This window comes from Parasutterella secunda, from assembly GCF_016901835.1.
In the GTDB taxonomy this organism is placed as follows: Bacteria; Pseudomonadota; Gammaproteobacteria; order Burkholderiales; family Burkholderiaceae_F; genus Aphodousia; species Aphodousia faecavium.
Genome location: NZ_JACJKX010000012.1, coordinates 1 through 26,128, shown reverse-complemented (window position 1 = coordinate 26,128; position 26,128 = coordinate 1). Strand labels below are relative to the sequence as shown.

Sequence of the window (26,128 nt, the reverse complement as noted above, 5' to 3'; positions counted from 1 at the left end):
TTACCTTTTGCTCACAAGGATGGGACAACGGGTTTTATAGATGTAGCCCGCAGAGACCTGAACAATGGCCTCACAATTGGGAAGTTTTCCTAAAAATTCAGGCGGGAATATAGGTTCAAGTTCGGAATTCATCTGACGGGTGAGGCCTGAGTGATAGTCAGGTGACAGATGATCCGGTGCGCGGTTATTGATGGAGAGACTTTGATTGGCAATGTAGGTATTGCCCAGTGTCTCGACGACAAAGTTTTGCGTCATCTGATCTTTGGTTCTTAAGGCAATCAAGTTATTGAGGTTCCCAAGTACCACGTGGGCGGCTTCCAGGCTTCCCATGCGGTGAGCAAGATCTGCGATGGTTTGCATGGCACAGGTTGTGGCAATGCCGGATTCTGCCCCTTTATTGAGAATTTCAATTAAAGGGACATTGATGACGTTGGAGACTTCGTCCACAAATAAGCTGATACGACGGGAATTTAAAGCGGATAACCCAAGGTTATATCGGCGACCGGCGATATTAGCGAGATCCGCAAGCCAAATACCCGCTAAGGTCGAGGCAACGGTGGGGTTGGGCATAGAATCCAGACCGATATAAAGAACGTGACCTCCGTTGATGATCTTCTCAAGATTCATCACGGGCCTCGTATCGTGCATATCAACGATGGTGGGTGAGAGGCTGTCCGCAAGTTTTCCTGTCGTAAGCATCGAAAGAATGGGTAAAAGGGAGGCCGTAATCTTTGAGTAGTGCTCACGATTGTGACGAAAGACTTCAATAAGTCCATCAATAGCAGGATCAGGAGCAATGTGATGAAGGTCGGTTTCATAGAGGGCTACTAAAACCATCAGACGTTCAGTCACATTAGGGGCAGGTGGTTTGCCTGCTTTTTCTTTTAAGTCTAGATAGTGTTTTTGCCAATCCTTGGGAGCGTATTCTCTGGCATGTTTTTCGAGTAACGGTTCCAAAATATCATAAATACCCAGTTTGACGTATTTGGCAATCAAGGGAAGCGTAGGACGACTTTCCAATGCAATGAGACCTTGTGCGATGGCGTTGACGGCCATCCAGGCAAAGTTGGCAAAGCTTTCATCCATATTGGGTGGGAAGGCTTGACGGATGCGGGAGGCGATTTCCGTAGCGTTGGTAAAACTGTGCATGGGGTCAAGCCTCACCCCGGTATCAGGAAAGGCCGGGTGAAAGGTGAGGGGATCGTCGCGACCTGAAGCTCGACAAGCATGCAAAATATTGTCTTTAAGGCGTGAGGAGTGTTTGGGGTCAATAACGATTACGACATCACCTCGGGCAATGGCTTGAGCCACCAAGTGACTTAAATAAACGCCTTTACCGGCTTGAGTGGTACCACAAAGACACAGGCCGCCTTCGAAGTTTTTTAAAGGACGAAAAAGTGAGTCATCGTAGGTACTGACGCCATGGATAATGGGAAGCCCTGCGGCTTCATCGGGTAGTTCAGAGTTTTTAAGAAGAAGTCGGGTGAGCCATGACGGTAATAAGAGCTTCGTCCAATCAAGTTTCATGAGCTCATAGAGCTTTTGAGAGTGTTCGGGCCACCACCGAAATCCGTATCCGAGCCATAAGTCGTTTGTGTGCCCTTTCATAATTCGGGCGAGTTCTTCAAACGTCATGAAGGCGAGTTGAGATCCAGAAAGGGCTGCTCGAGCATTTAAAACTTTAAGCATTTCAAAAGCGCGTTTGATGAGCATCGCGAGTGTAATGGTCCAAAGAATGGCGCACCACGTAAGTGGCAAACGCTCTGTGAAATAAAGCCAAGAGACCCAACCAAAGGCGATGAACCAGGCTAGAACGGCAAAACTTTCATAGGCCGGGCGCCAACACTCATACCGCTCAAACGTCTGAGACGTTTTTTGTGCGTCACTCATTTCTCTCTTCCTTTCCCTCAAAATCGAGACTTAACTGATCGGTCGGTTCTTTGAGTACTTCTTTAAAGGCGAACTTTGGATCGGGCGCTTTCCCATAAATAGCCAGAAAAGCGTCATTGAAAGAAACCTTTTTATTGTCGGACAAAGCCTCTAAAGCATCAGGACGCACTAAAAAGCCATTGGTGAGTGTGCCGTTTGAATCGGTATGGGTTACCCACAAGGGTTCTAGTTTGGCTGTTTGGTAGATCACGCCTTCAGACAATAAAGCCAGAACAAGATGTTCAAAGGAAAGGGAAGTTTTTGATTGTCTGACCAAATCTTCATTGATGAATAAACCTTCATCAATGATGTGGTGAAGGGTAGTAGAGGCATTTTCAGTTAATTGATTAAGAATTAAGCCCAGAGCTTCTTCAAGACTCGCTTGTTTGAGTTCTTTGTTGAGATACCAAATTAAGTGAGGTTGTTGAGGAGTATCAGAAGGTAAATCGTCTGTAAAAGCGCGATTGGCAACCTCGAGCGCTTCACGTGTGAGTTTTGAAAGTGCTAATGAGGCAACGAGTTTAATGTCCACTTCAAAGTTGCGTTTGATGGTCTTCGTTGCCAGAACCCTTCCGCTTGTAAAGAAGACGGCGTCTGATAATTTAATGGCCTTTCGTGGGTTGGCGTTAGGCGTTACCGCAATGGAGCAAGTAGGGGTTTTGTTGATAGAGGCAAGGGTAATGCCACTTGAGAGTAGACATCCTGCCCAGATATCGGGATCGGTGGGTAAATCTACGAGACCGAAGGACTTCATGTCATCGATCAATATAGGAAAAACATCGGGCCAGAATAAAAAGAGGCCGTCTGCGCCCTTTCTCAAGGGGCTATCCTTAGCATTGATTTCCCAGTCGTTCAGAATCCTTGTTCGGAGAATACGAATCAAGGTGTCTTGCCAACCTTGAGGTTCGAGAATTTTGCCTAACTCTGCTCCCAACCGTTCGCGCTCTAAGAGACACGTTCGGTACACTCCCAGGTTTCGCGCTTTGATGACCGATGACGGAAGATTCTCAAGATCGTTGTCGGTCGTAAGGCACTTCATGAGTTCTGATAGCGGCAAGGGACCGGCTTCTGATAACCAGGCTAAAGTCTCAGGTAAAAGAATGTGCCTGGCCAAAAAAAGCTTCAAATTCTGTTGAGTTTGCGTGATGAGAGTGGGAGAAGACCTCCATTGAAGGGTCAAATCAATGGTTGGATTGGTTGCCAGTTTTTCCAAAACCCATGAGTTAAAGGGCATGGAGAGGGGATCAAAAGCAATGTGCTTGGTGTGGTTGGATTCACTGATGTGAAAAAAAGATGACCCGGAATCGGTTGTTTTCTCCCCGATGATCACTTTTTCAAAGACATCGAAAAAAGAGCAAAGGCCTGCAAGGCACGCTACCGCTTTGAGTCTTCCCTGCAAAAGGTGCTGCGCCATGATGTTTTTCTCTAACTGCACGGAACTTTCCATAACTTCGATGGCATAAGTTGCAGCGGAAACACTGGCTTTAAAAAGACCGTCCATATCGCTGAAAATGCCGGAGGCTGAGTAAGGCAGATGCGCACTCATGAGAGCCGTTGCTTTGACACAGGGAAGAATTTTGGTTTCCCAACTGTCGGTATCGGAGTAGGCCAGTTTCAGTCTTTTTAGAAGCGTTTCGTGTGAGATTAAGAACTCTTCCACGTTGATCGGCTGAAGTTTGTCAGGAAGATGTGCTCCTAAGGGTGCTTGGACTTTATGCTTAACACTTTTGAAGTTGGCAAAAAAGGAAATCATTCAAACGCTCCTTCGTAGTAGCGTTGAACGACCGTATTTAAGCAAGTTTTGTTTTTAATGGCCTCGTTGATGGCATGAAGCAGACGCTTATGTTCCTGATCCATGCATTCTGGAATGTGAAAGAGTCCCAGGTTTTTAATCTCAGGGATGTACTTTACTGTTTTGAAGTCAAAATAGTCGTGCAAGTTTTCCGGGAAGTCTTCCGGTTGACTCACTCGATGATGTTTGTAGTGCTTAGTCGGTAAAAGACCATGAGCGTCCAACCAGTGAAAAAGGTTGTTGCCGAATTGGAACTCTTCTTTGCGATTGGCAAGAATGGTCGGAGCCGATTCGAAGGCATCAATGGTTTTTAAAAATGCTTCAACCGGTTTGTAACCTAAAGAGCAGAGGAACTTAAAAAAGCTCACGCCGACAAAAAGCGAGAAGCGGCTGAAAGTATGACGTTCTAGCAGACGTCTTTGTGGAATGGAGCGTCCGATAAAGTTGGCGCCATCAACATGTTGTTTGCGAAGGTCTCGGACATTGTTGTCGGAAGTATGCAGTAAAGCCGAGACAATGGAGTGAGGGAGTTTACTTTTTAAAAGCTTATCGACCGGGCGGAGTATTTGGTTTTCATCTCGGGGGGGGTAAACGGTTCAAAATTTGATCCCCGCCGATACGCAAAAATGCGTATTGAATGACAGAAACATTATCACCGGCTTCGGTATGAAGTAAAGACCAATGCTCGTCTTTTAAGCAGAGCTTTTCATGCAGATCGTGAGGCTCATTGATTTTAGCGGCATATGTTAAAAGGTGATTGGTGTTATGGATGAAGTCAGCCATGTGGACACTGAACCACGTATTGCGGATGGCTTCAACCTTTCTGATGTGAGTCTTGCGATCAGCAAGTTTTACTGAAAAGAAAGGGAGGGGATAAAGCCCCACGGCTTTGATGACGTTTTCGATTTGTAAATCCTTTAAATCGAAAAAGGAGACATCATAGAAGTGACAGGGATCTGCGGAGTCTTGGTTTAAATATCGGATTTTTCCGCAGTTGAGAAGAGTAACCAGGTTAAAAGAATAAAGATCTTTCATGTTTTCCTTTACAAGCAAAAATATAAAAAATCACGCTTCGATTAAGCGAGGTGAGGGGCGCATTGTAATGAAGAACGCCATGCAAGTTCTGAGATAAGTCAAAAGTAGCTTTAATTGGTGAAAGTCTTAAAATGTCCACATTCTAATTGAACGATCAGAGGCTATTGTGACGGTTTGTAGCATGACGGGCTTTGCCCACCTCCAAATTGAAACACTGTTGGGACATCTGGCTATTGAAGTGAAAAGTGTCAATTCTCGTTATCAGGAAATCTCGATGAGATTACCTGAAGAGCTGCGTTTTTTAGAAGGCGAAATTCGAGCGGTTTTAGCTAAAAGCGTGGCCCGTGGCAAGATTGAATGTCGTATGCAATGGATGGGGGAAGCTGTTTTAGAGCAAACTTTAAATACACAAGCTATGACTAATCTTTATTCACTTCAAAATGAAGTGATGAAAGCTCATCCGGACGTTAAACCTTTGACGGTTTCGCAGGTTTTGAGTTTCCCGGGAATTTTACAGCCAAAAACCGTTGACTTTGACCTTCTCAAGAAAGAAGTCTTGGAGGGACTCATTAGTGCATTGGCAGTTTTCTTAGCAGCCAGAAAACGGGAGGGAGAAGCGTTAGCTAGTGTCATTAATGATTACTGCGATCGAATTGTGGAAACTGTGGATGCGTTGCAACCTAAAATTCCAGAGATTATTGACAATATTCAGAAGAAATTGGAAGAACGTTTAGAAGAGGCTTTATCAAAAACTTTGGTAGAACGCTCCACTTTAACTAAAGAAGAGGTCAGTGACCGTATTCGTCAGGAAGTAATTCTTTATGCGATTAAATTGGATGTGGATGAGGAGATGAAACGACTTTTAACGCATGTGAAAGAAGTTAGACGGTTATTAAAAGTCGGAGGCGAGGTAGGCAAAAAACTTGACTTCATGATGCAGGAACTCAATCGAGAGGCTAATACTCTGGGAAGTAAAGCTGCAGCGATTGAAATGACGCAGGCATCTTTGACGCTTAAAGTCAATATAGAAAAAATGCGCGAACAAATTCAAAATATGGAATAGTCATAGAGAGTATAAGAAAATTTGGTTTCTAGGAATATGAAAAAAATCGGTGTCTAAGGATTTTCATTAAACTGAGCGGGCGATGCCCGCAAAATGAACCTTTATGACACAAAAGAAAAATGCTCCATCGGATTTCGACTCATTCATTGAATCGTATGTTCTCGACAAGATGCAACAGCGAGGTGGGGCTGCCCTAACCAGCGAAGATCTATCTGATTTCATTAAAAAAAGAGCGGTCAAAAATTTCTTGAGAGTACGCTCAAAGGGGAGCTTGACAATCATCTTAAAAATAACGTTTTGGACGTTAACAAGCCTCAAGAATCGAATTCTGACCAAGACAAGTTCCCTGCCAATAAACGTAACGGAACGACCAAGAAAACCGTCATTACCGATTTAGGGGAAATTGATCTGAACGTTCCAAGAGATCGTAATTCAACTTTTGAACCCATCAGTGTTCCTAAGCGGGAACGCCGAATCAAGGGCATTGATGACAAAATCATCAGTATGTACGTCAGAGGGATGAGTACCCGTGAAATCTCAGCTCATTTGGAAGAACTTTACGGGGTTGGCGTCAGTGCTGAATTCATCAGTCATGTCACAGAGAGCGTTTTAGAGGACGTTAAAGAGTGACAGAACCAGCCTTTAGATGCCTGTTACCCGGTCGTTTTCTTTGATGCTTTAAGGGTCAAAATTCATTCCGGTACCGGAGTAAAAGCTATGGCCGTGCATTTAGCTTTGGGAATAAAAACCGACGGTAGCCGAGATGTCTTAGGGATGTGGTTTAACGAGAATGAGGGTGCCTCATTTTGAGCCAGTGTATTTACTAAACTAAAGAATCGTGGTGTAGAGGATATTTTGATTGCCGTTACGGACGGATTAAAAGGGATGACGGAAGCCATGAACACGGTATTTCCGGATACGCTACATCAAACGTGCATTGTTCATTTGATTCGAAACTCAATGGCCTTCATTAATTGGAAAGATATGAAAGGAGTAATTAAGGCGCTCAAAACCATCTACCAAGCTCCTACAGTTGAAGCGGCTAAAGAGGAGTTGGAGAAATTTAAGCAAAGTGCCTACGGTCAACGCTATCCAAATATAGGAGCCATTTGGGAATGTGCCTGGGGGCAGGTGGTACCGTGCTTTAATTTTGGACCGGAAATTCGTCGACTTATTTATACGACCAACAGTATTGAAGCCTTGAATCGTTCGATCCGAAAAGTAATCAAAACCCGAACGCTATTCCCCAATGAAGATGCTGCCAAGAAGCTGATTTGGCTGGCGATAAAGAATTCAACTAAGGAATGGAGCAAGACGGTCTCCAAGTGGCGCAAGGCACTTTTAGAGATGCGACTTTTCTTTGGCGATCGATTACATCTTGAATAAAGCGGCCACTGCAAAATAGGGCTTCTTCGTTCCTGCAATGCAATCTCTTCAAAGCCCAGCCCACTTTGTAGCAAAAGAATTGAACCCAAATTTAAAAGGAATTAAACTAAAGAACCTTCAGACACAGATTTTGTAACAGTTTACCTTTAAACACAAATTTCGTTATACTCTGATCCCGTAAGTCCTTCATTTTCTAGCCTATGACAAGGTCTCTTTATAAAAAAGCGTAGTGGTTCGAAGAAATTACCACTCCAACATTTTTCTTTTGAAAATAACAAGATGAGGCAGATAAATAAAATGAATTTGTGCCCCCCCCCTAAATCATCAATTCAGACCACTAAAAAAATTCATCTTATCGAATTTGATTATATTCGTGTTATTGCGATGCTCTTTGTTATCGCCGTTCATACACTAGCAGTTATTGATTTCAAAGACCCTGTTAGCTTTTTCTACTTTCAATTGATGCAGATAATATTTTTTACTTGTAATGGGATGTTTTTTTTAATGAGCGGAAAATTTGCGTTAATTGAAAGACAGTCACTCTATCTGTACTATTTAAAGAAAATGGTTTATTTGGGGATACCGATACTCATATTTTTCTATATTCGGTCTCTTTATGAAGGAAGTAATTATTTTTTGAATCTTTTGGGTGAATTAGCAGACACTGAATACTGGTTTTTGTATGTTCTTATTGGGAATATTGTTTTAGCCCCCCTTCTAGCAAAAGCTTTTGTTAATTTCAATTTGACTGAATGTTGGTTATTTTTGGGATTTGGTCTGTTCGCCCATGCGATGATGATGATTTGCTCAATCTGTCATGTAAATTACTGTTGGTCCTTCATTTTTAGTGGGTATAGTCTTTATTTTTATTTAGGTACTTGCGTTGAAAAGATAATTTATACCAAGAGAGTGAAGGAGATTTTATTCACGTTGGCATTTGTAGGTGTAGGTATTTCTCTCATTCTAAAGTACAAAGGTGTGACAAATTATATCCACGATTTATCTCCAATTTTTACAATAATTACTCTTGGTACTTATTTTGGTATTTTGTCTTTAGCAAAACGATTAAAAGATAAACTCTCGAACTTATCTCCAGTAATAATGTTTATAGCTAAACACTCGTTTGTTGTTTATCTTGTACATATGATGGTATTTGAAATAACAATTAAATATTACCCGATGCAGTGGACTGGATCTCTGTCTATTCTGTTACACCTTATTATGACGGTTATAGTTTTTATTTTTTCCTTAATTGTTGCTGTAGTGGTTGATAACTTCTTTTTAAATCCATTATGTTCGAAAATTATGCAATTAGCTACTTCCAAGAAGAAATGTAAAGATAATAGGTAAAAAAATGTAACTAACTTTATAATGATCAGAATTTATTGAAGCGGATAGAGTTTATTGATTTCCGATATGGAGTTTAGAAATGTCCAAGTTCAAAATCTTAGTTTGTTGCCATAAAGAAGTACCTGTCATCAGGGATAGTTTATTTGCTCCAATATTATTAGGTTCTCATTATGCGCCAAATGAAGTAAAGGAATATTTTAAAAACGATTTTTGGGATAGCTCAGATGATAACATCGCCTACCTTCATCCATATTGTGCAGAGCTTACAGCAATCTATTGGGCTTGGAAAAATTATGAAAAATTAGGTAATCCCGACTATGTTGGGCTATTTCATTATCGTAGGTTTTTAAATTTTGGTTACCGAGTTTTGGAGTCGGATCCTTGGAAGTGCGCATTCTTTGACTTTAATTTAGAAACCAGGAAACGTTATGGATGGACCGAGAGTGATATTGGAAAAGTATGTGAAGGATATGATCTGGTTTTGCCAGAGACAGAGGCAATATTGGATCCCAAGGATTGGGCTACGCCAGCTACACTGGAAACTCACTACAAACACGCTCATTATTCAGAAGATTTCGATAAGGCTGTTGATGTAATCAATGAGCTCTATCCGGATTACACAGAGTCAATTGCAAGAACTAAAGAACTGAAAAATGCTCATTTTTGTAATATGTTCATTATGAAGAAGGAGCTTTTTTTTGAGTATGCTGAATGGCTTTTTAATATTATTTTACAACTACAGAAAGTATTACCTTTAAACTCAGAAAAATATTCAGGTTCTAATAGTTCACAACGGCGTGTATTGGGTTTCTTAGGTGAGAGACTATTTAATGTGTGGATACAGAAAAAGAAACTTGATCAGAAAATTAAGGTAATAACAACACAAAGGTTAATGGGTTATTTGGATAAGAAAGAACAAGACTTATATAAAAAGAGGTATGGAGTTGTCGAATACGCAAGGGCAAATGATAGAGTGAAATTTTACGATAGGTTGGATCAACATTTTCAAAGTATCAGCCCAGAATTGAGTGTATATCCTAATAAAATAGGGTTTAAACCACTGGTCTCAATCTTAGTGCCTGTCTATAACGTAGCTCCTTTTCTTAAAGATTGTGTGGAAAGTTTACTTAATCAGACATTAAAGAAAATTGAATTTATATTTGTAGATAATGGGAGTACGGATACTAGTTTTGAAATCCTAAAGGATTATTATGCTAAAGATCCAAGGATTACCCTTATTCAACATACTAGTAATCAAGGATTAGCAATATCCAGAAATACAGCCTTACATTATGCATCAGGGAAGTATCTTGCTTACGTTGATAGTGATGATGTTTGTGATCAAGCAATGTTTGAAAAGTTGTATAGGAAGGCAGAATCTTTATGTGCAGACATTGTGACGTGTGGTGTTACTGCTTTTGTTGACCAGTTGTCAAATTCATATTTGCACAGACCTCTTTGGTGGTACAGTAATTCAGACCAATTGTTATCTTTAGAAGAGCGACCTCAATTACTAATGGAACCAGCCGCTTGGTGTAAATTATTTCGGACGGAATACATTCGGGGGATTAAGCATTTCCAATTTAGACCAAAAGTTCTAGCCTGGGAAGATGTTCCGGTAATGACATTGGCTTTTTTACAAACGAATCGTATAGCAACAGTTCAAGAAGCATTGTACAAATACAGAATTCGTAGTGTTGGAAATTTGTCTAACAACATGACAGAGCGACATATTGATGAATTTATATCTGGCTCTGAATATCAGTCCGATATTCTTAAAATTTTTGGCTTATCCAAAAATTCTACTCTGTATAGTTATATTGAAGAGTTTAAGTTTGAGTATGCTCGATGGATGCTGTCAAAATTACAAAACAAAGCAATTCCTGTTTTTTTCGATAGGGTAGGGTGTTTATTTGATGAAACGGATAAGAATTGCTTATCGAGAATTTTTGACTATAACCCCAAGGCTCGAATATTTTATCGATTGCTAAAAATGCGTTCTGCAACTCTATATTCCTTGGCCAAGACCACGAATAAGATATTAAATATGACAAGGCGGGGTTACAAAAAGTTATTCCATTTAGGCTTGGAAGATTCGTACCACACAATTGGCTTAGGTTCTTTTTACATAAAATATATCTCAAAATCTGACTTATTTAACTTAATTAAATGGTTACACAATGGGTTAGATTGGGTTAAGAATGATCTACTAACCAAAATAGAGTGGCTACACTCCCAATTAAAAAATAACAATGATGTATTTTTGAAATTTAAGAGGAGTGTTGTAAATATTTTGTCTAGTATGCGACTTCGTATTAGACAATTAAACTGTCGAATTAATGTATTGGATGGAAAAATAAAAGAAATTAATGAAGATTATTCTACTCATACTAAGAAAAAATTGATTGAGCTAGAGGATCGAGTTCTCGAATTTGAGAATAGGCAAAGACAATTATTGGAGAAAAACAATCAACTTGTTGAGAATCTTGAAGAATCAATTCGTAGCATAGAAGGCAAGATCTGTAATAGTAAAAAGAAAGAAGATGAAACAAGGAAAATCCGCGAGCAATTGGAGGATATGAAACGAGAATTTCAGGGGTTTTACCATGCGGTGTGGACTACAGGTTGGGTCGACGTGTGGAAGAAATTTTACTTAGAGAAATACTCTCAAATTGATGAAAAAAAAATAAGGTTGAAAAAGGGTCTTGATAATGAAAGTTGTGAATTAATCGAAAAAATTTGTTATAGGAATTTTGAACTTTTACCAAAACAGAGTGATTCTGATCTGTTTCGCTATGATCATGCACACATATATACTCCTGAAGAGCTAAAGGGTGCGGCTATAAAACTTAATATTGAAAAGATTAAACAGCAATTTGTTATACCTTCCAGTGTAAGTAATTTTGAAGTCCCAGTGTTCAAGTTTCATTGTGGTTTAACTTTATTGCCAGAAGCGGTGACACGGACTATACATTCCAAAGATGTTATCGATGGTGGAGCATACTGGGGAGATAGTGCTTTGGTCATTAATGGTTATCATCCAAGAAAAATTTATGCTTTTGAGCCTCAGCCGGACAACTTTAAACAATTAAAAGATACTATGTGTCTAAATAATATGGCTGATCGAGTGATAACTATCGAGGCAGGTTTGGGCAATAAGCAAGAGTCAACTTTGCTATACTCCAATGAGTTGAAGAGCGCCTCTAATTTGAGCAAAGTTAATGCAATAAAAGGTCCTCAAATGACCTCTAACAAGGTGAAATTGCTGACAATTGACGATTATGTTAGAGAAAATAATTTGGAGGTTGGCCTTATCAAGCTAGATATCGAAGGGAACGAACTCGCTGCTGTTCAAGGAGCTTTAGAAACAATCAAGCGTTATCGTCCCGTTTTGTCAATAGCAATCTATCATCGACCGGAGGATTTTTTTGAGATTAAGCCTTTAATTGAAGATTTGCAATTGGATTATCAATTTATGGTTCGGAAAATTGTTTACCATGATTTGGTAACAGAAGTAATGTTACTAGGATATGTTTTAACTACGGAGAATAAAAAATGAAAGTAGTACTTTTAGCAGGTGGTTTTGGAACTAGAATTTCTGAGGAGAGTATCTATAAGCCAAAACCTATGGTTGAGTTAGGCGGACTTCCAATTTTGTTGCATATTATGAAGTTGTATTCAAATTATGGGTATAACGAATTCGTTGTTTGTGCTGGTTATAAACAACATGTAATTAAAGAGTATTTTGCCGATTATTTCCTTCACACATCTGACATAACTTTCGACTTTACAAAAGGGAAGAATGATCTTATTGTGCATAAAAATCATGCTGATCCATGGAAGGTGACAGTTGTTGATACTGGCTTAAATACTATGACAGGTGGTCGCGTAAAACGCATTAAGGACTACATTGGTAATGAGCCGTTCATGTTGACTTACGGGGATGGCGTTTCAGATATAGATATTGGAAAACTTGTAGCATACCATCAGTCACATGGAAAGATGGTGACCATGTCGGTATACAATGCGGGACAGCGTTTTGGTGTTGTTGATATTGATAATGAGGGTAAGATAACTGAATTCCGTGAAAAAACCCAGGGAGATGGGAATATGATCAATATCGGATATATGGTTTGTCAACCCGAGTTTATTGACTATATAGAGAATGACTCCACCGTTTTGGAAAAGACGCCTTTAGAAACTATTGCCAAACTGGGTCAGTTAATGGCTTATAAACACAGGGGTTTTTGGCAATGCATGGATACAGTGAGGGAGAAGCAATTGCTCGAAAATATGTGGACGTCTGGTAATGCTCCGTGGAAAGTCTGGAAGGATTGAAGATATGACTGATTTTAGTTTTTTTCAAGGTAAGAAAGTTCTTTTAACAGGCCATACAGGATTTAAAGGTTCCTGGTTAAGTAGGATCCTCTGCTTAGCTGGGGCAGAGCTTATTGGTTATTCCTTGTGTTCAAAAAAAGAAATTTCCTTATTTGAGCTTGCAGATGTAAAGTCAAGAATGGTTCACATTGCAGGAGATATTCGAGATATTGATCACCTAAAACAGGTATTTGATAAATATCATCCGGAAATTGTTATTCATATGGCTGCACAACCGCTTGTGAGAGAGAGTTATCAAGATCCGGTATACACGTACCAAACAAACGTGATTGGTACTGTGAATCTTTTGGAATGTGTTCGTTTGTCAGGGTGTGTTAAAAGTCTGTTGAATGTAACAACGGATAAAGTTTACTTGAATCGTGAATGGCCTTGGGGTTATAGGGAAAATGAGCAACTAGACGGTTTCGATCCATACTCGAATTCTAAATCATGTTCAGAACTGATCACTCATAGTTATAGAAATAGTTTTTTTGAGGATATTGACACAGCTATATCAACAGCAAGAGCTGGTAATGTTATAGGGGGAGGGGATTTTGCTAAAGACAGAATTATTCCTGATTGTGTTCGTTCCGTAAAATTCAACAAAGTTATGGAAGTGAGAAATCCTCACTCTACAAGACCATACCAACACGTGTTAGAACCTCTTTTTGCTTACTTGATGATCGTACAAAAACAATATGAGAATAGAAGTTACGCTGGGTGGTATAACGTTGGTCCCGATGATTGTGATTGTGTGACTACTGGTGATCTTGTGGATTTATTTAGACAAAAATGGGGAAATGATTTCTGTTGGAAAACTAATGCAGATCCTAACGCTCCACATGAGGCTAATTTTTTAAAACTTGATTGTTCTCTAATTAAATCGGTCTTTAATTGGCAGCCGACTTGGCATATAGATCAAGCAATGGAAAAAATTGTAGAGTGGACAAATGTTTGGATGCAAGGAGGCGATATTCCAAAAGAGATGGATAGGGAAATCTTAGAATTTATGAAAGGCTTGAGATGAAACAAAAAATAGTAGTGACTGGTGCGGATGGATTTATTGGTAGACACTTTTTAAAAAGACTATCAGATTCTAACTTTGAGATTTATGCACTAACAGCTCCAACTAGCCAGTCAGCTAAAAGGATTTGCGGAATTGATGGAGTGAGGATACTTCCTGTTCATTTTGACGATTGGGAGGATACTTCGGAAAATTTGCCGCAAAATCCTGTTGCTTTTGTACATCTCGCATGGAAAGGAGTGGCGCCAGAATTTAGAAGTTCGACTCTACTACAAAAGTCAAATATAGACATGTCTTTATCAGCGGTTCAATTAGCTGGAAGGCTATCTGCTTCGAGATTTATTCTTTTAGGTTCAACAATGGAGTATGCTCTTAGTGGTCAAATAATTAACTCCACTACCCCTCCGGCTCCACAAAACGCATATGGTGCGGCAAAGGTCGCGACTAGATTTTTGTGTGCATCTTTATGTGAAGAATTAAAAATTCCTTTTATCTATGCAGTTGCAACAGGGATATACGCTCCTGATAGAAAAGACAACAACGTCATATATTACACAATCGCTAAGTTGTTAAGAAAAGAGCGCCCATCTTTGACGAAACTGGAACAGTTATGGGACTATGTTTATATTGATGACGCGATTGAGGCATTGTACTTAATTGCAACTAAAGGTAAGGGAGGAGCTTTTTATTCAATAGGTCACGGGGATAATTGGGCACTGGCAAACTATATTTATAAGATACGAGACCTCATTGATCCATCATTACCGCTTGGCATTGGAGAAGTACCATATAAAGATGATTCTGTTCTTCCATGTTCATGTGTTGATTTGACTAGTCTACGCTGTGATACAGGATTTGTTCCAAAGGTTACTTTTGAAGAAGGTATTGCCAAAGTAATTAATTCTTTAAAATCTCAAATCTGAAATAAGAAAGAGGTTTACTATGGATGTATTAGTAATTGGATGCGGCCTGTCTGGAGCTGTAGTTGCAAGAGAGTTAGCTGAGGCTGGGAAAAAGGTTCAAGTGTGGGAGCGACGAGACCATATTGGTGGCAATCTCTACGACTATGTTGATGAGCATGGTTTTATTGTGCAGAAATATGGACCTCACACTTTCCATACCAAAGAGAAAAGACTTTATGATTACATAACTAAATTCTCTAGATGGCAGAAATTTATATTGAAGTGTGGCGCTGAAATTGATGGGAAGTGTACGCCTACGCCTTTCAATTTCCGAACGATTGAAGATTTTTATACAAAAGAGAAATCTTGCGAACTTATTGAGCATATTAAACAAGTTTTTGGAAGCAGAAAAACTGCAACAGTTCTCGAGGTTTTATCTTGCGAAGACGTTATTATTCGGCAGTATGCTCAATTTTTATTTGAGAAGGACTATAGCTTATATACGGCTAAACAATGGGGAATTTCTCCTGATGAAATTGACCCTAGTGTGTTGAAACGTGTACCTTTACGCTTTTCATATGAAGAAGGATATTTTGATGATCCTTATCAGTTGATGCCAGAAAGGTCTTTTACTGATTTTTTCAAGGATCTTTTAGACAATCCTAATATTTCAATTAAATTAAACCACGAAGCTTTGAATCACATAAGAATCTCGGATGATGGAAAAGAGTTAATTATTGATGGTCAGGTGTCATCTATCCCTGTAGTATACACGGGGGCTCTAGACGAGTTATTTAATCTTATGGAGGGGCCTCTTCCGTATAGATCTTTGCGCTTTGAGTGGTTCTTTACATCTAAAGATTCTTTACAAGAATATCCGGTTGTTGCCTATCCTCAAGCACCGGGGTTTACTCGAATAACAGAATTTAAAAAGTTACAACCTCAAACAGGTGCAGGTAGTAGTTATGCAAAGGAGTTCCCGTTAGCGTACGATAAAACAAAAGGTGCAGAACCCTACTATCCTGTCTTGACTTCAGAGAGTAAGAACCAATACGATAAGTATAGGAGGAAAGCCGAAAAAATAAACAATTTATTCTGCTGTGGAAGGCTGGCAGATTTTAAGTATTACAATATGGATCAGGCTTTGGATAGGGCATTACAAGTTTCGTCTAAAATAATTGGTTTGTTAAAGTAAGAGATAAATTAAAAATGGGAGAGTTTTGTAGTTAGACGCAAAATTATTATTTTATTTTAAGGATATGATAGATCTTTCGAGCATCAGACAATAGTCTGTATGCGGGGATTTTGTTTTTGTTAAATAAATTAGCGATTACAAGAACAAAAGAAAAAAGGTATGGTTTGCATCTAACAAAGATATTTTCTCCATATAAAAAATGAAGAACAAAGAAGTTTCTCCAGCGGAAGTACCTTTTTACATTATTTTCTTGTCTTGGATGGTATTCAAGTTGTCTAATTATTTTTGCATCTCTAATGGCACGAATCGTAAAATTATTTTTGCGAATTCTTATACAGTAATCAGAATCATCACCAAAAATGAAAAATTCCTTGTGCGGGTATCCAACCTTATCTATGACAGATTTGTTTAAAAAAAGCCCCTCAAAAGCAGCGCCGTGAATTTCAATTGTTTCAGGCATAACGTCACGATTTTTGTACTCTTTTGCTATAGAAGTTACTTTAATATTCAGTCTAAAGGGATTAGAAAAATCGAATTTTAAGGCAGAGTACTCTGCTAAAGATCCATCAAGATTTTCCCTCACTGCTGACATACATTGAAATTGTTCAGTCAAGCGAAATAAACTAGATAAACAATGGGCATCAAGAACAATGTCATCATCTAGTAGTCCGAACCACTCTCCCCCTTCTTTGCGGGCCATCTTAAGTCCAAACTCAAATCCTCCGGCTCCACCGAGGTTTTCATTCAGGTGAATATATTTTATTTGCGAGTATCTTTTTGAATATGAAAGAACAAGTTCTTTTGTATCATCACTGCTATTGTTATCAACAATGTATAGTAAACGCAAGAAGTTTATATTTTCATTCTCTAAGATGCTTTTTAGGCACTTTTTCAATAAGGTGCTGCGATTATGTGTCACCAATACTAATGTGAATCCACCTTTATTTGTTGGTAGCATCCGAACCCTCACTGGTAGTTTTGTTTAAAAATCTTTTATGTTTGGAAAAGTCTTTTTTTAAAGCATCAATAGAAGCTTGAAAAGAAATGCCTAAATTTGTCAAACTTGGTTTTGTAAAAGTATGAAACCAGAACGTCTTTACCGCGAACAGAATAGCATAAATAAAATTTTTATAATCTAAATAATTTCTAATACTATTCCGAACTATACAGTAATTTTTAATACGTTCAGTGGAGTAATTGTATGTTAAAAGACCTCCCATCATTTTGGTTCCGATGTTTGCCTTTTTGGGATGATAGAAGACAGCACTAGTTATAGTTACAAGTTCATAACCAGCTTCTTTGCTCCTGAGGCAATATTCAATTTCATCACCCCAGATAAAATAGCACCCCCTAGGTAATCCAATGTTTTTCACTATTTTTCTTGGTAAAAGAGTTCCATTAAATGGAAAAAGAATATCTGGAGCAAGCAGAGGGAAACAATTTTTGAATTTATTGACTGACTCAATATTAACTAATTTACCTTTAGATCTAACTGGGAAAGCGAGCAACGCACCGTTCTCAGAAGAAACGACGAGAGGACCTATCAAGAGGTCACTTCTTGCATGTTTAAGTAGCTCTTTTAAGCAGTTAGGGGCTGGTTCACCATCGTCGTCCATTAGCCAGATGAAATCAGCCTCGTGATTAAATGCTTTGCTTATGCCAAATTCAAATCCTCCAGCTCCCCCACGATTCTCAGACATTCGATAATAGCGGATTTTGATTTTACTTCCCCATTTTTTTATAAGTGAAGCCACACAATTATCAGTTCCGTCGCTACTACAATTATCGATAATCAAGATTTCGTTGACAGAGTACGTTTGATTGCAAACAGCTAATACGCATCTTTTAAGCATCTGTTTTCGATTAAAGGTGACTATTACTGTACTAATCTTCATGTTAATTCGCTTGATACTAATGAGTTTAGAATGCGGGATAAAAGAATTTTATAATTTGCGAAATTATTTTGACCGATAGTGAGTAACATAGTAACATCTTGATTTATCTGTTGCTTTTCTTGTCATCTATTAAATGTGCTCCAAGGTATCTTGCTAGAAAGTTAAAATATCAGATTCAATTTTTGGTAGCTTATGCATGGGCGCTAGTATTACTAATGAAACAAATGTTGTCCAAGTCGGGAATATGCAGCTACAATCAAATTAACAGCTACTTTTCTCCTAAAAGTATTTGGAGGGAAGATCTTTTCTAATATCTCCACGAGCTTTCTCCATTTAATAGCTTCTTTTTCAATGTTTTTGTCATAGCTAAAAATTCTTTCTGGTAATCCTGATTTAAGGTTACTTAAAAGGGTGGAGTTTGTGCATTTAATTTGGTTCTTTCTTAAAATCTCTCCAGTCTTCCACATAATAAGAAGAGCATCTTTTTCGGGAGAGTGCCATAGCGCAAAATGATACGAAGTTTCAAAAATTTTCAAGATTAACTCAAGCTTTTGATCGAGTAGATTAAGTTTTTGAAAATTTTGATAAATTAATTCTGCAATTAATACATGTTCAAAAGCTAATTTCGAATCTTTTGATTGAAAGGTTTTAAACATTATTCCAGATTCTCTCCTGAAATATGAATAAACAACCCTATCAACTCCATAACCAACGTGATGTTTACACATATAACACGAATGCCAATAAGCATCTTCAAAATGCAAGTTGAGAGGATATCGTAGAGATAATTCGTCAATTATCTTTTTTCTAAAACATTTTGACCAAGCACTACAATGTAGTTGAAAAATCTCTTGATCAGAAAGTTGTTTTTTCCCGAAAAAAGGTAACTTATAATAATTCGCATCAGATAATTTACGATTAGAATCGAATTCATGCACCACATTAACCCTACCAACACTAAAATCAATGGATGCATCATTTTCTAACGGATCAATTAAAGACTGAAGTTCATTTCCTGTATAAGATTTCCCTCCCAGTTTATCATCTGCATCTACAAAAACAATGTATTTACCACTTGCTTTATCTAGGCCAAAATTCCTTGCAGCTGATGAACCTTGATTGCTTTGCTGAAGTATTTGAATTTGGTGATAAATGCTTGCTAGATTGTGAAGAATACAGATAGACTTATCAGAGGATCCGTCATCTACACAGATAATTTCCATATCCCCATTAATTTTTTGTTTAGCAATGCTTTCAATACAAGTTAAAAGATATTTTTCAGCATTAAATATAGGGACAATGACTGAAACTAGGATTGGCATTTAGTTTATAACCGTTTAAATGTGGTTCTTAAAAAATTTAGAATAGGGTACAAAAAAGGAAACCTAATGATTATTAGGGTTTCGAGTTTATTTAGTAAATGGCGGCTAGAGTACAACGGAATATCCTTGGAAAATTTTTGCAAGTCTTTCCGCCATAGATATAAAAAGTGGTAACGATATTTTCTGTTAAGTCTTTGATAATTCCATTTATATGAATAATTTATTAAGTCAATCAGTATAGATTGAATTTTATTAAATTTATAGAGTCTATTTTTGGCAAACAGAACATTATCTTCCCATTCTTTTCGAATTGAGTGTAGTCCTTTACTACTGTGTACGCTACTCGTAGCATGTTGACGATAATTGACAAGACATTTATCAACCATCATGAATCTGTCACATTCTAGGTAAGTTTTAAAGGAGAATCCAAGGTCTTGATAGCTGGCTCCTGGAGTATCTAAAAAATAAATATGGTTATCACGAATGAATCTGGCTCTATAGATAGCAGACCAAATTGACGGTGAAGTAAAGAATGGGGTTAAGTTGTCAACTGGTCTTATTAGCTTGTTTTTCGGAATAATCTCGTTTAATTCAGGCTTAGAAACACTATCCGTATAATACCAATAGCCACATCGAGCAATATCTAAGTTATAGCGTACAGCTTTTTCCATTAACAACTCATACATATTGGGTTGGATAAAATCGTCTCCTTCAACAATACCTATATATGAGCCTTTAGCTACCTTTAAACCAAGATTTAAAGAACTTCCGTAACCTGTATTAGTGGACTTTTCGATAATGATAAACCTATTATCCAACCTAGAGAATTTTTTTAAAATTTGCAAAGTATTATCGGTACTATGGTTATCGATGCAGATTACTTCAATATTTTGGTAAGTCTGTTTCCTAATACTATCTAAGCACTGGTAAATAAAATTCTCAACATTGAAACAAGGGACAATTATAGAAAGTGTTTGCATTCATAACTCTCATTAAAAGATACCGACGAAGCTTAAGCCATTCTCTACAAATATGAAAAAATCTATAGTACAAGGACTTTGTCTATATATTCTTCATAATTGTTTTTACGATTTCTAATGCACGTGCAATGGCTTTATCCATATCGTAATACCTATAATCACCTAGGCGACCTAGAAAAGTAATACCTTTTTTATCTTTCCTGGCTTTTTCAAGATACTTTTTATACAAATTATTGGCTTCTAAAGAAGGTACTGGGTAATATCTATCGTTCTGTCCTTTAATAAAATTTTTTGGATATTCATATGAAATAACGGTTTTGTTTGAATTAGTATTTAAAAAATGTTTGAACTCACAGATTCTAGTGAAGTCATAATTGCATGGATAATTAATTACGGCATTTCGTTGAAAGTAAGGTCTATTAAAAGTAAAGAAATCAAACTGAAGACTTCTATAGGGCAGCTCTCCAAATTCATAATCAAAAAACTCATCAATTGGTCCTGTATAAAATATATGGTCAAATTCCTGCTCCATTCCGTTCTGAAATTTTGTTGAAAATTTTATGCTTATAGAATTATGCTCAAGCATCTTTTCGATAAGTTTTGTATATCCCAGTAATGGAATACCTTGATACCGATTTTGAAAATAACGATCATCACGACTTGTGACAACAGGAACTCGACCAGTTACTGAAGGATCTAAATCCTCTGGTGTTAGTCCCCATTGTTTAAGTGTGTAATGGAAGAATATTTTTTCATAGATAAAATCTGCTAAAAATGACAAATCTTTATCACCTGATTTGCGAAGCTCTAGAATTGGAATTTTAACGTTGTATCCATAAAGGGTAATTAATTTATTTTCTAATCGATGCGCTATTGTTGAAGGAAAAATTTTTTCGATCGAATTCAAATTAAAAGGTATTGGTACATAATGGCCATCAACTAGACCAAGAACTTTGTGCTGATAGGGGTACCACTTTGTAAATCTACTTACAAAATTCCAAACTTCTATGTTGTCCGTATGAAAAATATGTGCCCCATATTTATGTATTGTTAAGCCATTGTCATCAAGGAAATCGTAACAATTTCCTGCGATATGAGGCCTCTCTTCTATCATATTTACATCATTGCCAAGATCCGCCAAACACCTTGCTACAGTAGCTCCGGAGATACCACAACCAACCACTAAACAACGCATACTTAACTCCGATAAAAATAAATTCCAGGATAATTACTGCATAGTTTCTGTTTGAAAATAGAATTCACTTAATAAATTTACTCAGTGCTTTTTAAACACTTTCGATTAATTCCTCAACAACTTTGTTTAAAAAAGTTATCCTCTCTTTAAAACTAGATGGCAGAACGTTATCACAAAATAATAGTCTTTTGTTGTTTTATCTCTAATTGTTAATTAACTCAATTGATATTCCGTCACAGTCAACAGAAATATTTTTTTCAATAGTGACTGTAGATTCTATTCCATTAAACTGATCAACATTAATAACTTGTGATTGTCCATGTGGTATTTTTATACGCAATTTAGAAATTCCCGATTCTATATTAAAACTAACAGAATCCTTGTTGAAACAAGAGTTATTAAAAGATGTAATCTTAAGTTGATTGATACCTGATAGCATCCAGTTGAACTTAGTCGGCGTATTTTCTCCTGGATGAGTAATAATTGACGATTGTTTAATGTTCAAATGTCCCCATTTATCTCCGAGACTAATATTATGAATTGAAAGAAGAGAACCAATTATATTGAGCTCATCTTCCCATTCAGGATAGGCCTGCCTAAATGGTTGAAGAAAATCGATAATCTCAGTTTTCGAGTAAGGTCGAGTTTTTTCATAAATATATGCCTCAACCCCGTTTGCAAGAACAAAAGGTCCTGATATTTCCTTATAAGCTTGACCTATTCCGATATTTTTGAGTATTTTTTCGGCAGGTACTTGCACAACCAACTGAGATCCAGGCTTCGTATGTAACTGTATTGGATCAGCAACAATTACATACCGTTCTAAGAAAGGTTCTACAACTAAATGATCCCTTTTATCGATCTGAGGATAAGGCACAATATGGCTGGGAATATTGAGAATCAAACTTCCTGTGATGAGCATTTCATGATTTAAAACCCCTGATGATGATATGACAGTAGCTCGTGAATTAGGAAGAAGAGAAATTGCCTTAACCAATCGTTCATATTCGGAATAGTTTTGCATCTGTAATGGAGGAACAGGTGGCGGTAATAACTTGTGTCGTTCCCAATCATTGGAAAAATATTGCAAATAAAAAATAACCAATGAACAAACAATTAGGGTAATAGAAACTTGAGGGGTTATAGATTCTACGAACGTTGCAACAATGAGGTACGCTCCAATGCACGAAATCGTGAGTAACCAGAATCCAAAAGGAAGACAATGTTGGACGTAGGCTGTTTGGGTTTGAAAAAACAACAGTGATGATAAGATAAGGTTAGCAAAGGAAAAAGCAATCAAGATAAATTGTTTAGGAAAAGTTTTCCTCACGAAGAAGGAAAAAAATGTTACACCTGAAGCGAAAATTACTATCCCTGTACCTAGAGTTTCAAAAGCTACGATTGCTGATTCAAATACCCCTAAACGATACCCTTCATACAGTGTTGAATAACTAGTACTAATAATTCTTAATAAAGTTTGGGTTTGAAATGTAATGACACAACAAATGGAGATAATTCCTGATAAGAAAAAGTTTCGTGCTACAAGTATAAGGTTTCGAGTTTTAACGCTTAAACCGTTAAATAAAATATAGTTAAGAAATGGAAGGGAGATATACAAAGAAACAACTGTGTAGGCATACCATCGTCTTGTTAGAAATACAAGCCAGAGAGTCACACCTAGCATGACGACATTTTTTAGACAACCTTCTCTGGAAAAGTCTGTGCTCAAGGTTATGTAAATTGAAAATGAAATAAAAATAAGCCCTAAAACATCAGGATAGCCAATCACTGTTGGGCTCCAAAAACTAGGGAAAAATAAAAATAGAAAAAATATTCCTGTTAATAAAAAATAGTCTCTATTTTCTCTAAATATATACTCGATAGTTTTAGTTGCAATCAGTGCTAATAAAGGAATATAGGTTACAGTGATAGAAAGAATGTACAAAGTTCGACTTGGTAAATCTAATCCTGTTAACAAAGACGAAAAAAGTACGGGAATTACAATGGGGAAAACGTTATAGTCATCCTCGCGGATGTTTTTAAAAACATAGGTAACAAAATCTGAAAATTTTTCTGTTTGTAATAAATTTAGAAGATTCTCCCAAGTAGTCCAGTAGCCCTTAAAATCCCAAAAATACCAGAAATTTTCTAAGTCCATTCTACTTAGAATGACAAATACAATTACAGGAACAGATAGGATGTAGCAAATAAACAACTTGTGATTATGCATATGGCGAAGCGAAATGTTTTTGTTTTCTATAGGTTCTAAATTTAAAACCTAGAGAGTAGAGAACGAACCCATCTATTGAAAAAATCCGATTTAATATCCCCAGTACAGCTTACAAACTTCTTCTGGAGAGGCATCCATTTTTAGCTTCCCATGTTCAAACCAAAACACTCTTGTACAGATTTTTAAGATCAAATCTCGAGAGTGGCTAGCAATAACCAGAATCCTGCTTGATTTAACGAGATCGTTTAGTCTCTGTTCGGCTTTTTCATTGAAGGCAGCATCGCCAACAGACAACCACTCATCCATTAAAAGGATCTCTGGTCGAATCACAGTGGCTACGGCGAAAGCTAATCTTAGGTGCATACCTGAAGAATAAGTCCTAACTGGCATATCTACGAACTCGCCAAGTTCAGAAAAACTGACAATCTCGTCAAACTTTTTTTCAATTTCAGAGCGCTTTAAACCTAATAGTGCACCGCGAATAAAAATATTTTCTCTCCCAGTAGCTTCCCCATCAATCCCTAAACCAATATCCACCAGGGAACCAATTTCTCCAGTAATTTCAGCATACCCTGCAGTAGGTTCGTAAACACCACTTAAGGCCCTTAATAACGTGCTCTTTCCCGCGCCGTTGTGGCCTACTAGGCCAATTCTTTCTCCTTCTGAAATTTCAAAAGAGACATTTTCTAGTGACCTAATAATGGCTCCTTCAGCACCAAAGCTAACTTTCCCACCTGTTGCCGCTTGCATAACAGTATTTTTAAAAGATCTGTTTTTTGCGTTATAAATAGGAAAATCTACACTTACATTTTGAAATTTAATGTATGCCATCAAGAACCTCACTTTACAGCCAGTAAGCAATTCTCTTTTTATATTTACCGAATAATATTAAGCTCAAAATTGTACCAAGTATTGCCATACCTATCCCTATTTGCCAATTTAATAAAACGGGAGCTTCTCCTAAAAGAGGAGCACGGAGTAATTGGATTAAGTGATATACAGGATTAGGATCGACAATCATACTCGCAGATCGGGGTGACAAGGCATTCGGCATCCAAATTATAGGTGTCACATAAAAAAAGACTTGTAATACACTATTGACAATTTGAGGCATATCACGAAAACGAGTGCATACCGTACCCGATATGAGTGAAATCCACAAAATATTCCAAACAAATACAAAACAACCAGGGATTACCCAAAGTAAGTTCCATGTTAAGTCTTTATTAACAATTAGAAAAACAAAGGGCAAAATCGCCATATTATGGGCACAAATAATTATGTTTCGCCATACTACCCTTATGGGGTAAAGCGTTAACGGTAAATTAAGTTGTCTTATCATTCCTTGAGCGTCTATAAAGGCAGAGCTTCCTTCCATTACTGATGTACAAAAACAAGTCCATACAATTAATCCAACCGCCAAAAATGGCAAATAATCATGCATTGGAACACTCAAAACTTGACCAAAGACAATTCCCATAACTGTAATGACGACCCCCATACTGATGGTCAACCAGAAAGGTCCCAGTTTGGAACGACGATATCGTTGTCGGATATCCTGCCAACCTAACATAAAGGCAATGTTCAATCTTCTACTACTTTTAGAAAAATCTGTGATTGCATTAATAATTTCTCTTAGCATTTGTAAATCCAAAATGTAATATTGTGAAATAAGATTTTTAATGTTGAGACTGATTATGGACCTTTTCAAGGGTTAATTCTAGAGTTTGATAAGCTGCCAGGCATATTTGACCGCGTGATGATTATGGGTAAGTTAACTATAGTAACTTCCAAATCGTCGGGCTACTCACAAAAAAGTACCAGTTTTGTTTTTACAACCAGATTGATCAGATGAAGTTTACTGTAGAAATCGATATATGTACACTATGGCAGTAATTCGAATTCAGAGAGAATGTGTCCATCATTTCTTTATCGAGAATAAGTAGGATTTGTTTTATTTGTTACTCAATTTAGACAGAATTATTTTTAAAAATGCATAAAAAACTTGACCTTGCCTGAAATTGGTTGACAGTTTTTTTCAGTAGTGTCCAAATCGAACTTTAAAAATGCAGTCAAACTCTGTTCGTCTCCGGCAGGGAAATAACGGACAGAAAAATGGCGGTTTTCTTATTAGATTTTAAGTTACCACACTAAAAATCGAGAAACCGCCATGGACACTCATTTTAACGAATCCACCAACCAAAATGCACCGATCAGCTTCTTTGCTCAGCTTTTAAAATACCTTCCTCAGGACTGGATACTTCAAGAAGATAAACGGATCAGTCCAAAGTGCAACGCTCGCAAATTTTCCTTATGGGACCAAATTGTTTCTTTGCTGTTCTGTCATCTGGCAGGCTGTGACTCATTAAGAGAAATTGAAGATGGATTAATTTCTGCCGTTGGCAAGCTACAGCACATGGCAGCCAAAGCCATGGGGCGAACGACATTGGCTT

Annotated in this window: 20 protein-coding genes and 1 pseudogene; 9 read left to right on the top strand and 12 right to left on the bottom strand. The window is 37.6% G+C overall.

Features of this window, described 5'->3' with window-relative positions; translation table 11 throughout:
• The 4 genes from traD to H5985_RS06875 form a co-directional block, all read right to left on the bottom strand.
• Positions 1-1,890, bottom strand: a complete 1,890-nt coding sequence (gene traD, locus H5985_RS06890) for a conjugative transfer system coupling protein TraD (RefSeq protein ID WP_205050578.1) — start codon at positions 1,888-1,890, stop codon at positions 1-3.
• Positions 1,883-3,682, bottom strand: coding sequence for a TraI domain-containing protein (locus H5985_RS06885; RefSeq protein ID WP_205050577.1), 1,800 nt, complete (start codon positions 3,680-3,682; stop codon positions 1,883-1,885). Before H5985_RS06885 ends, traD begins: the two co-directional genes overlap by 8 nt.
• On the bottom strand, positions 3,679-4,089 hold the full coding sequence (locus H5985_RS06880; protein WP_205050576.1) for a hypothetical protein: 411 nt from the start codon (positions 4,087-4,089) through the stop codon (positions 3,679-3,681). Before H5985_RS06880 ends, H5985_RS06885 begins: the two co-directional genes overlap by 4 nt.
• Before the next feature lie 205 nt (positions 4,090-4,294).
• The gene (locus tag H5985_RS06875) at positions 4,295-4,756 is read right to left on the bottom strand and encodes a hypothetical protein (protein ID WP_205050575.1); all 462 of its coding nucleotides are present in this window, start codon (positions 4,754-4,756) and stop codon (positions 4,295-4,297) included.
• Between the two features lie 181 nt (positions 4,757-4,937).
• Here H5985_RS06875 and H5985_RS06870 point away from each other — a divergent pair, with 181 nt between their 5' ends.
• The 8 genes and pseudogenes from H5985_RS06870 to glf (H5985_RS06825) all read left to right on the top strand — a co-directional run bounded on the left by H5985_RS06870 (position 4,938) and on the right by glf (H5985_RS06825) (position 16,053).
• The gene (locus H5985_RS06870) at positions 4,938-5,819 is read left to right on the top strand and encodes a YicC/YloC family endoribonuclease (protein WP_205050574.1); all 882 of its coding nucleotides are present in this window, start codon (positions 4,938-4,940) and stop codon (positions 5,817-5,819) included.
• 237 nt (positions 5,820-6,056) lie between these two features.
• A pseudogene (locus H5985_RS09460) lies at positions 6,057-7,205 on the top strand (IS256 family transposase); the annotation flags it as partial.
• Between the two features lie 297 nt (positions 7,206-7,502).
• On the top strand, positions 7,503-8,555 hold the full coding sequence (locus H5985_RS06850) for an acyltransferase (protein WP_205050571.1): 1,053 nt from the start codon (positions 7,503-7,505) through the stop codon (positions 8,553-8,555).
• Between the two features lie 79 nt (positions 8,556-8,634).
• Positions 8,635-12,114: an FkbM family methyltransferase gene (locus tag H5985_RS06845; RefSeq protein ID WP_205050570.1), complete on the top strand. Its 3,480-nt coding sequence runs from the start codon at positions 8,635-8,637 to the stop codon at positions 12,112-12,114.
• Positions 12,111-12,893, top strand: a complete 783-nt coding sequence (gene rfbF, locus H5985_RS06840) for a glucose-1-phosphate cytidylyltransferase (protein WP_205050569.1) — start codon at positions 12,111-12,113, stop codon at positions 12,891-12,893. The genes H5985_RS06845 and rfbF overlap by 4 nt, the downstream gene beginning before the upstream one ends.
• A gap of 4 nt (positions 12,894-12,897) precedes the next feature.
• Positions 12,898-13,959, top strand: coding sequence for a CDP-glucose 4,6-dehydratase (rfbG, locus tag H5985_RS06835; protein WP_205050568.1), 1,062 nt, complete (start codon positions 12,898-12,900; stop codon positions 13,957-13,959).
• The gene (locus tag H5985_RS06830) at positions 13,956-14,879 is read left to right on the top strand and encodes an NAD-dependent epimerase/dehydratase family protein (RefSeq protein WP_205050567.1); all 924 of its coding nucleotides are present in this window, start codon (positions 13,956-13,958) and stop codon (positions 14,877-14,879) included. The genes rfbG and H5985_RS06830 overlap by 4 nt, the downstream gene beginning before the upstream one ends.
• A 19-nt stretch (positions 14,880-14,898) precedes the next feature.
• Positions 14,899-16,053: a UDP-galactopyranose mutase gene (gene glf, locus H5985_RS06825; RefSeq protein WP_205050566.1), complete on the top strand. Its 1,155-nt coding sequence runs from the start codon at positions 14,899-14,901 to the stop codon at positions 16,051-16,053.
• 46 nt (positions 16,054-16,099) lie between these two features.
• Here glf (H5985_RS06825) and H5985_RS06820 read toward each other — a convergent pair whose 3' ends face one another.
• From H5985_RS06820 to H5985_RS06785, 8 genes are all read right to left on the bottom strand, one after another.
• Positions 16,100-17,011 (bottom strand): glycosyltransferase, encoded by a 912-nt coding sequence (locus H5985_RS06820; RefSeq protein WP_205050565.1) that lies wholly within the window; start codon positions 17,009-17,011, stop codon positions 16,100-16,102.
• Positions 16,995-17,948 carry a glycosyltransferase family 2 protein gene (locus H5985_RS06815; protein WP_205050564.1) on the bottom strand — a complete coding sequence of 318 codons (954 nt, stop codon included), beginning with the start codon at positions 17,946-17,948 and terminating at the stop codon, positions 16,995-16,997. The genes H5985_RS06820 and H5985_RS06815 overlap by 17 nt, the downstream gene beginning before the upstream one ends.
• A gap of 212 nt (positions 17,949-18,160) precedes the next feature.
• On the bottom strand, positions 18,161-19,270 hold the full coding sequence (locus H5985_RS06810) for a glycosyltransferase family 2 protein (RefSeq protein WP_205050563.1): 1,110 nt from the start codon (positions 19,268-19,270) through the stop codon (positions 18,161-18,163).
• A 5-nt stretch (positions 19,271-19,275) separates the two neighbouring features.
• Entirely contained in the window at positions 19,276-20,250 is a 975-nt protein-coding gene (locus tag H5985_RS06805; protein ID WP_205050562.1) for a glycosyltransferase, read from the bottom strand.
• 82 nt (positions 20,251-20,332) lie between these two features.
• Positions 20,333-21,445, bottom strand: coding sequence for a UDP-galactopyranose mutase (glf, locus tag H5985_RS06800; protein ID WP_205050561.1), 1,113 nt, complete (start codon positions 21,443-21,445; stop codon positions 20,333-20,335).
• Positions 21,446-21,647: 202 nt separating this feature from the next.
• Positions 21,648-23,603 (bottom strand): hypothetical protein, encoded by a 1,956-nt coding sequence (locus tag H5985_RS06795; RefSeq protein WP_205050560.1) that lies wholly within the window; start codon positions 23,601-23,603, stop codon positions 21,648-21,650.
• Between the two features lie 162 nt (positions 23,604-23,765).
• Positions 23,766-24,506 (bottom strand): ABC transporter ATP-binding protein, encoded by a 741-nt coding sequence (locus H5985_RS06790; protein WP_205050559.1) that lies wholly within the window; start codon positions 24,504-24,506, stop codon positions 23,766-23,768.
• A 13-nt stretch (positions 24,507-24,519) separates the two neighbouring features.
• Positions 24,520-25,317 (bottom strand): ABC transporter permease, encoded by a 798-nt coding sequence (locus tag H5985_RS06785; RefSeq protein ID WP_205050558.1) that lies wholly within the window; start codon positions 25,315-25,317, stop codon positions 24,520-24,522.
• Positions 25,318-25,845: 528 nt separating this feature from the next.
• Between H5985_RS06785 and H5985_RS06780 the strand changes: the two genes are divergently transcribed.
• The coding region (locus H5985_RS06780) for a DUF4372 domain-containing protein (protein WP_205050557.1) at positions 25,846-26,128 on the top strand (283 nt) is incomplete at its 3' end.

Coding starts and splice junctions, on each gene's coding strand:
- traD (WP_205050578.1), bottom strand. CDS start 1,890: ATGAGTGACGCACAAAAAACGTCTCAGACGTTTGAGCGGTATGAGTGT.
- H5985_RS06885 (WP_205050577.1), bottom strand. CDS start 3,682: ATGATTTCCTTTTTTGCCAACTTCAAAAGTGTTAAGCATAAAGTCCAA.
- H5985_RS06875 (WP_205050575.1), bottom strand. CDS start 4,756: ATGAAAGATCTTTATTCTTTTAACCTGGTTACTCTTCTCAACTGCGGA.
- H5985_RS06870 (WP_205050574.1), top strand. CDS start 4,938: ATGACGGGCTTTGCCCACCTCCAAATTGAAACACTGTTGGGACATCTG.
- H5985_RS06850 (WP_205050571.1), top strand. CDS start 7,503: ATGAATTTGTGCCCCCCCCCTAAATCATCAATTCAGACCACTAAAAAA.
- H5985_RS06845 (WP_205050570.1), top strand. CDS start 8,635: ATGTCCAAGTTCAAAATCTTAGTTTGTTGCCATAAAGAAGTACCTGTC.
- rfbF (WP_205050569.1), top strand. CDS start 12,111: ATGAAAGTAGTACTTTTAGCAGGTGGTTTTGGAACTAGAATTTCTGAG.
- rfbG (WP_205050568.1), top strand. CDS start 12,898: ATGACTGATTTTAGTTTTTTTCAAGGTAAGAAAGTTCTTTTAACAGGC.
- H5985_RS06830 (WP_205050567.1), top strand. CDS start 13,956: ATGAAACAAAAAATAGTAGTGACTGGTGCGGATGGATTTATTGGTAGA.
- glf (WP_205050566.1), top strand. CDS start 14,899: ATGGATGTATTAGTAATTGGATGCGGCCTGTCTGGAGCTGTAGTTGCA.
- H5985_RS06820 (WP_205050565.1), bottom strand. CDS start 17,011: ATGCTACCAACAAATAAAGGTGGATTCACATTAGTATTGGTGACACAT.
- H5985_RS06815 (WP_205050564.1), bottom strand. CDS start 17,948: ATGAAGATTAGTACAGTAATAGTCACCTTTAATCGAAAACAGATGCTT.
- H5985_RS06810 (WP_205050563.1), bottom strand. CDS start 19,270: ATGCCAATCCTAGTTTCAGTCATTGTCCCTATATTTAATGCTGAAAAA.
- H5985_RS06805 (WP_205050562.1), bottom strand. CDS start 20,250: ATGCAAACACTTTCTATAATTGTCCCTTGTTTCAATGTTGAGAATTTT.
- glf (WP_205050561.1), bottom strand. CDS start 21,445: ATGCGTTGTTTAGTGGTTGGTTGTGGTATCTCCGGAGCTACTGTAGCA.
- H5985_RS06795 (WP_205050560.1), bottom strand. CDS start 23,603: ATGGACTTAGAAAATTTCTGGTATTTTTGGGATTTTAAGGGCTACTGG.
- H5985_RS06790 (WP_205050559.1), bottom strand. CDS start 24,506: ATGGCATACATTAAATTTCAAAATGTAAGTGTAGATTTTCCTATTTAT.
- H5985_RS06785 (WP_205050558.1), bottom strand. CDS start 25,317: ATGCTAAGAGAAATTATTAATGCAATCACAGATTTTTCTAAAAGTAGT.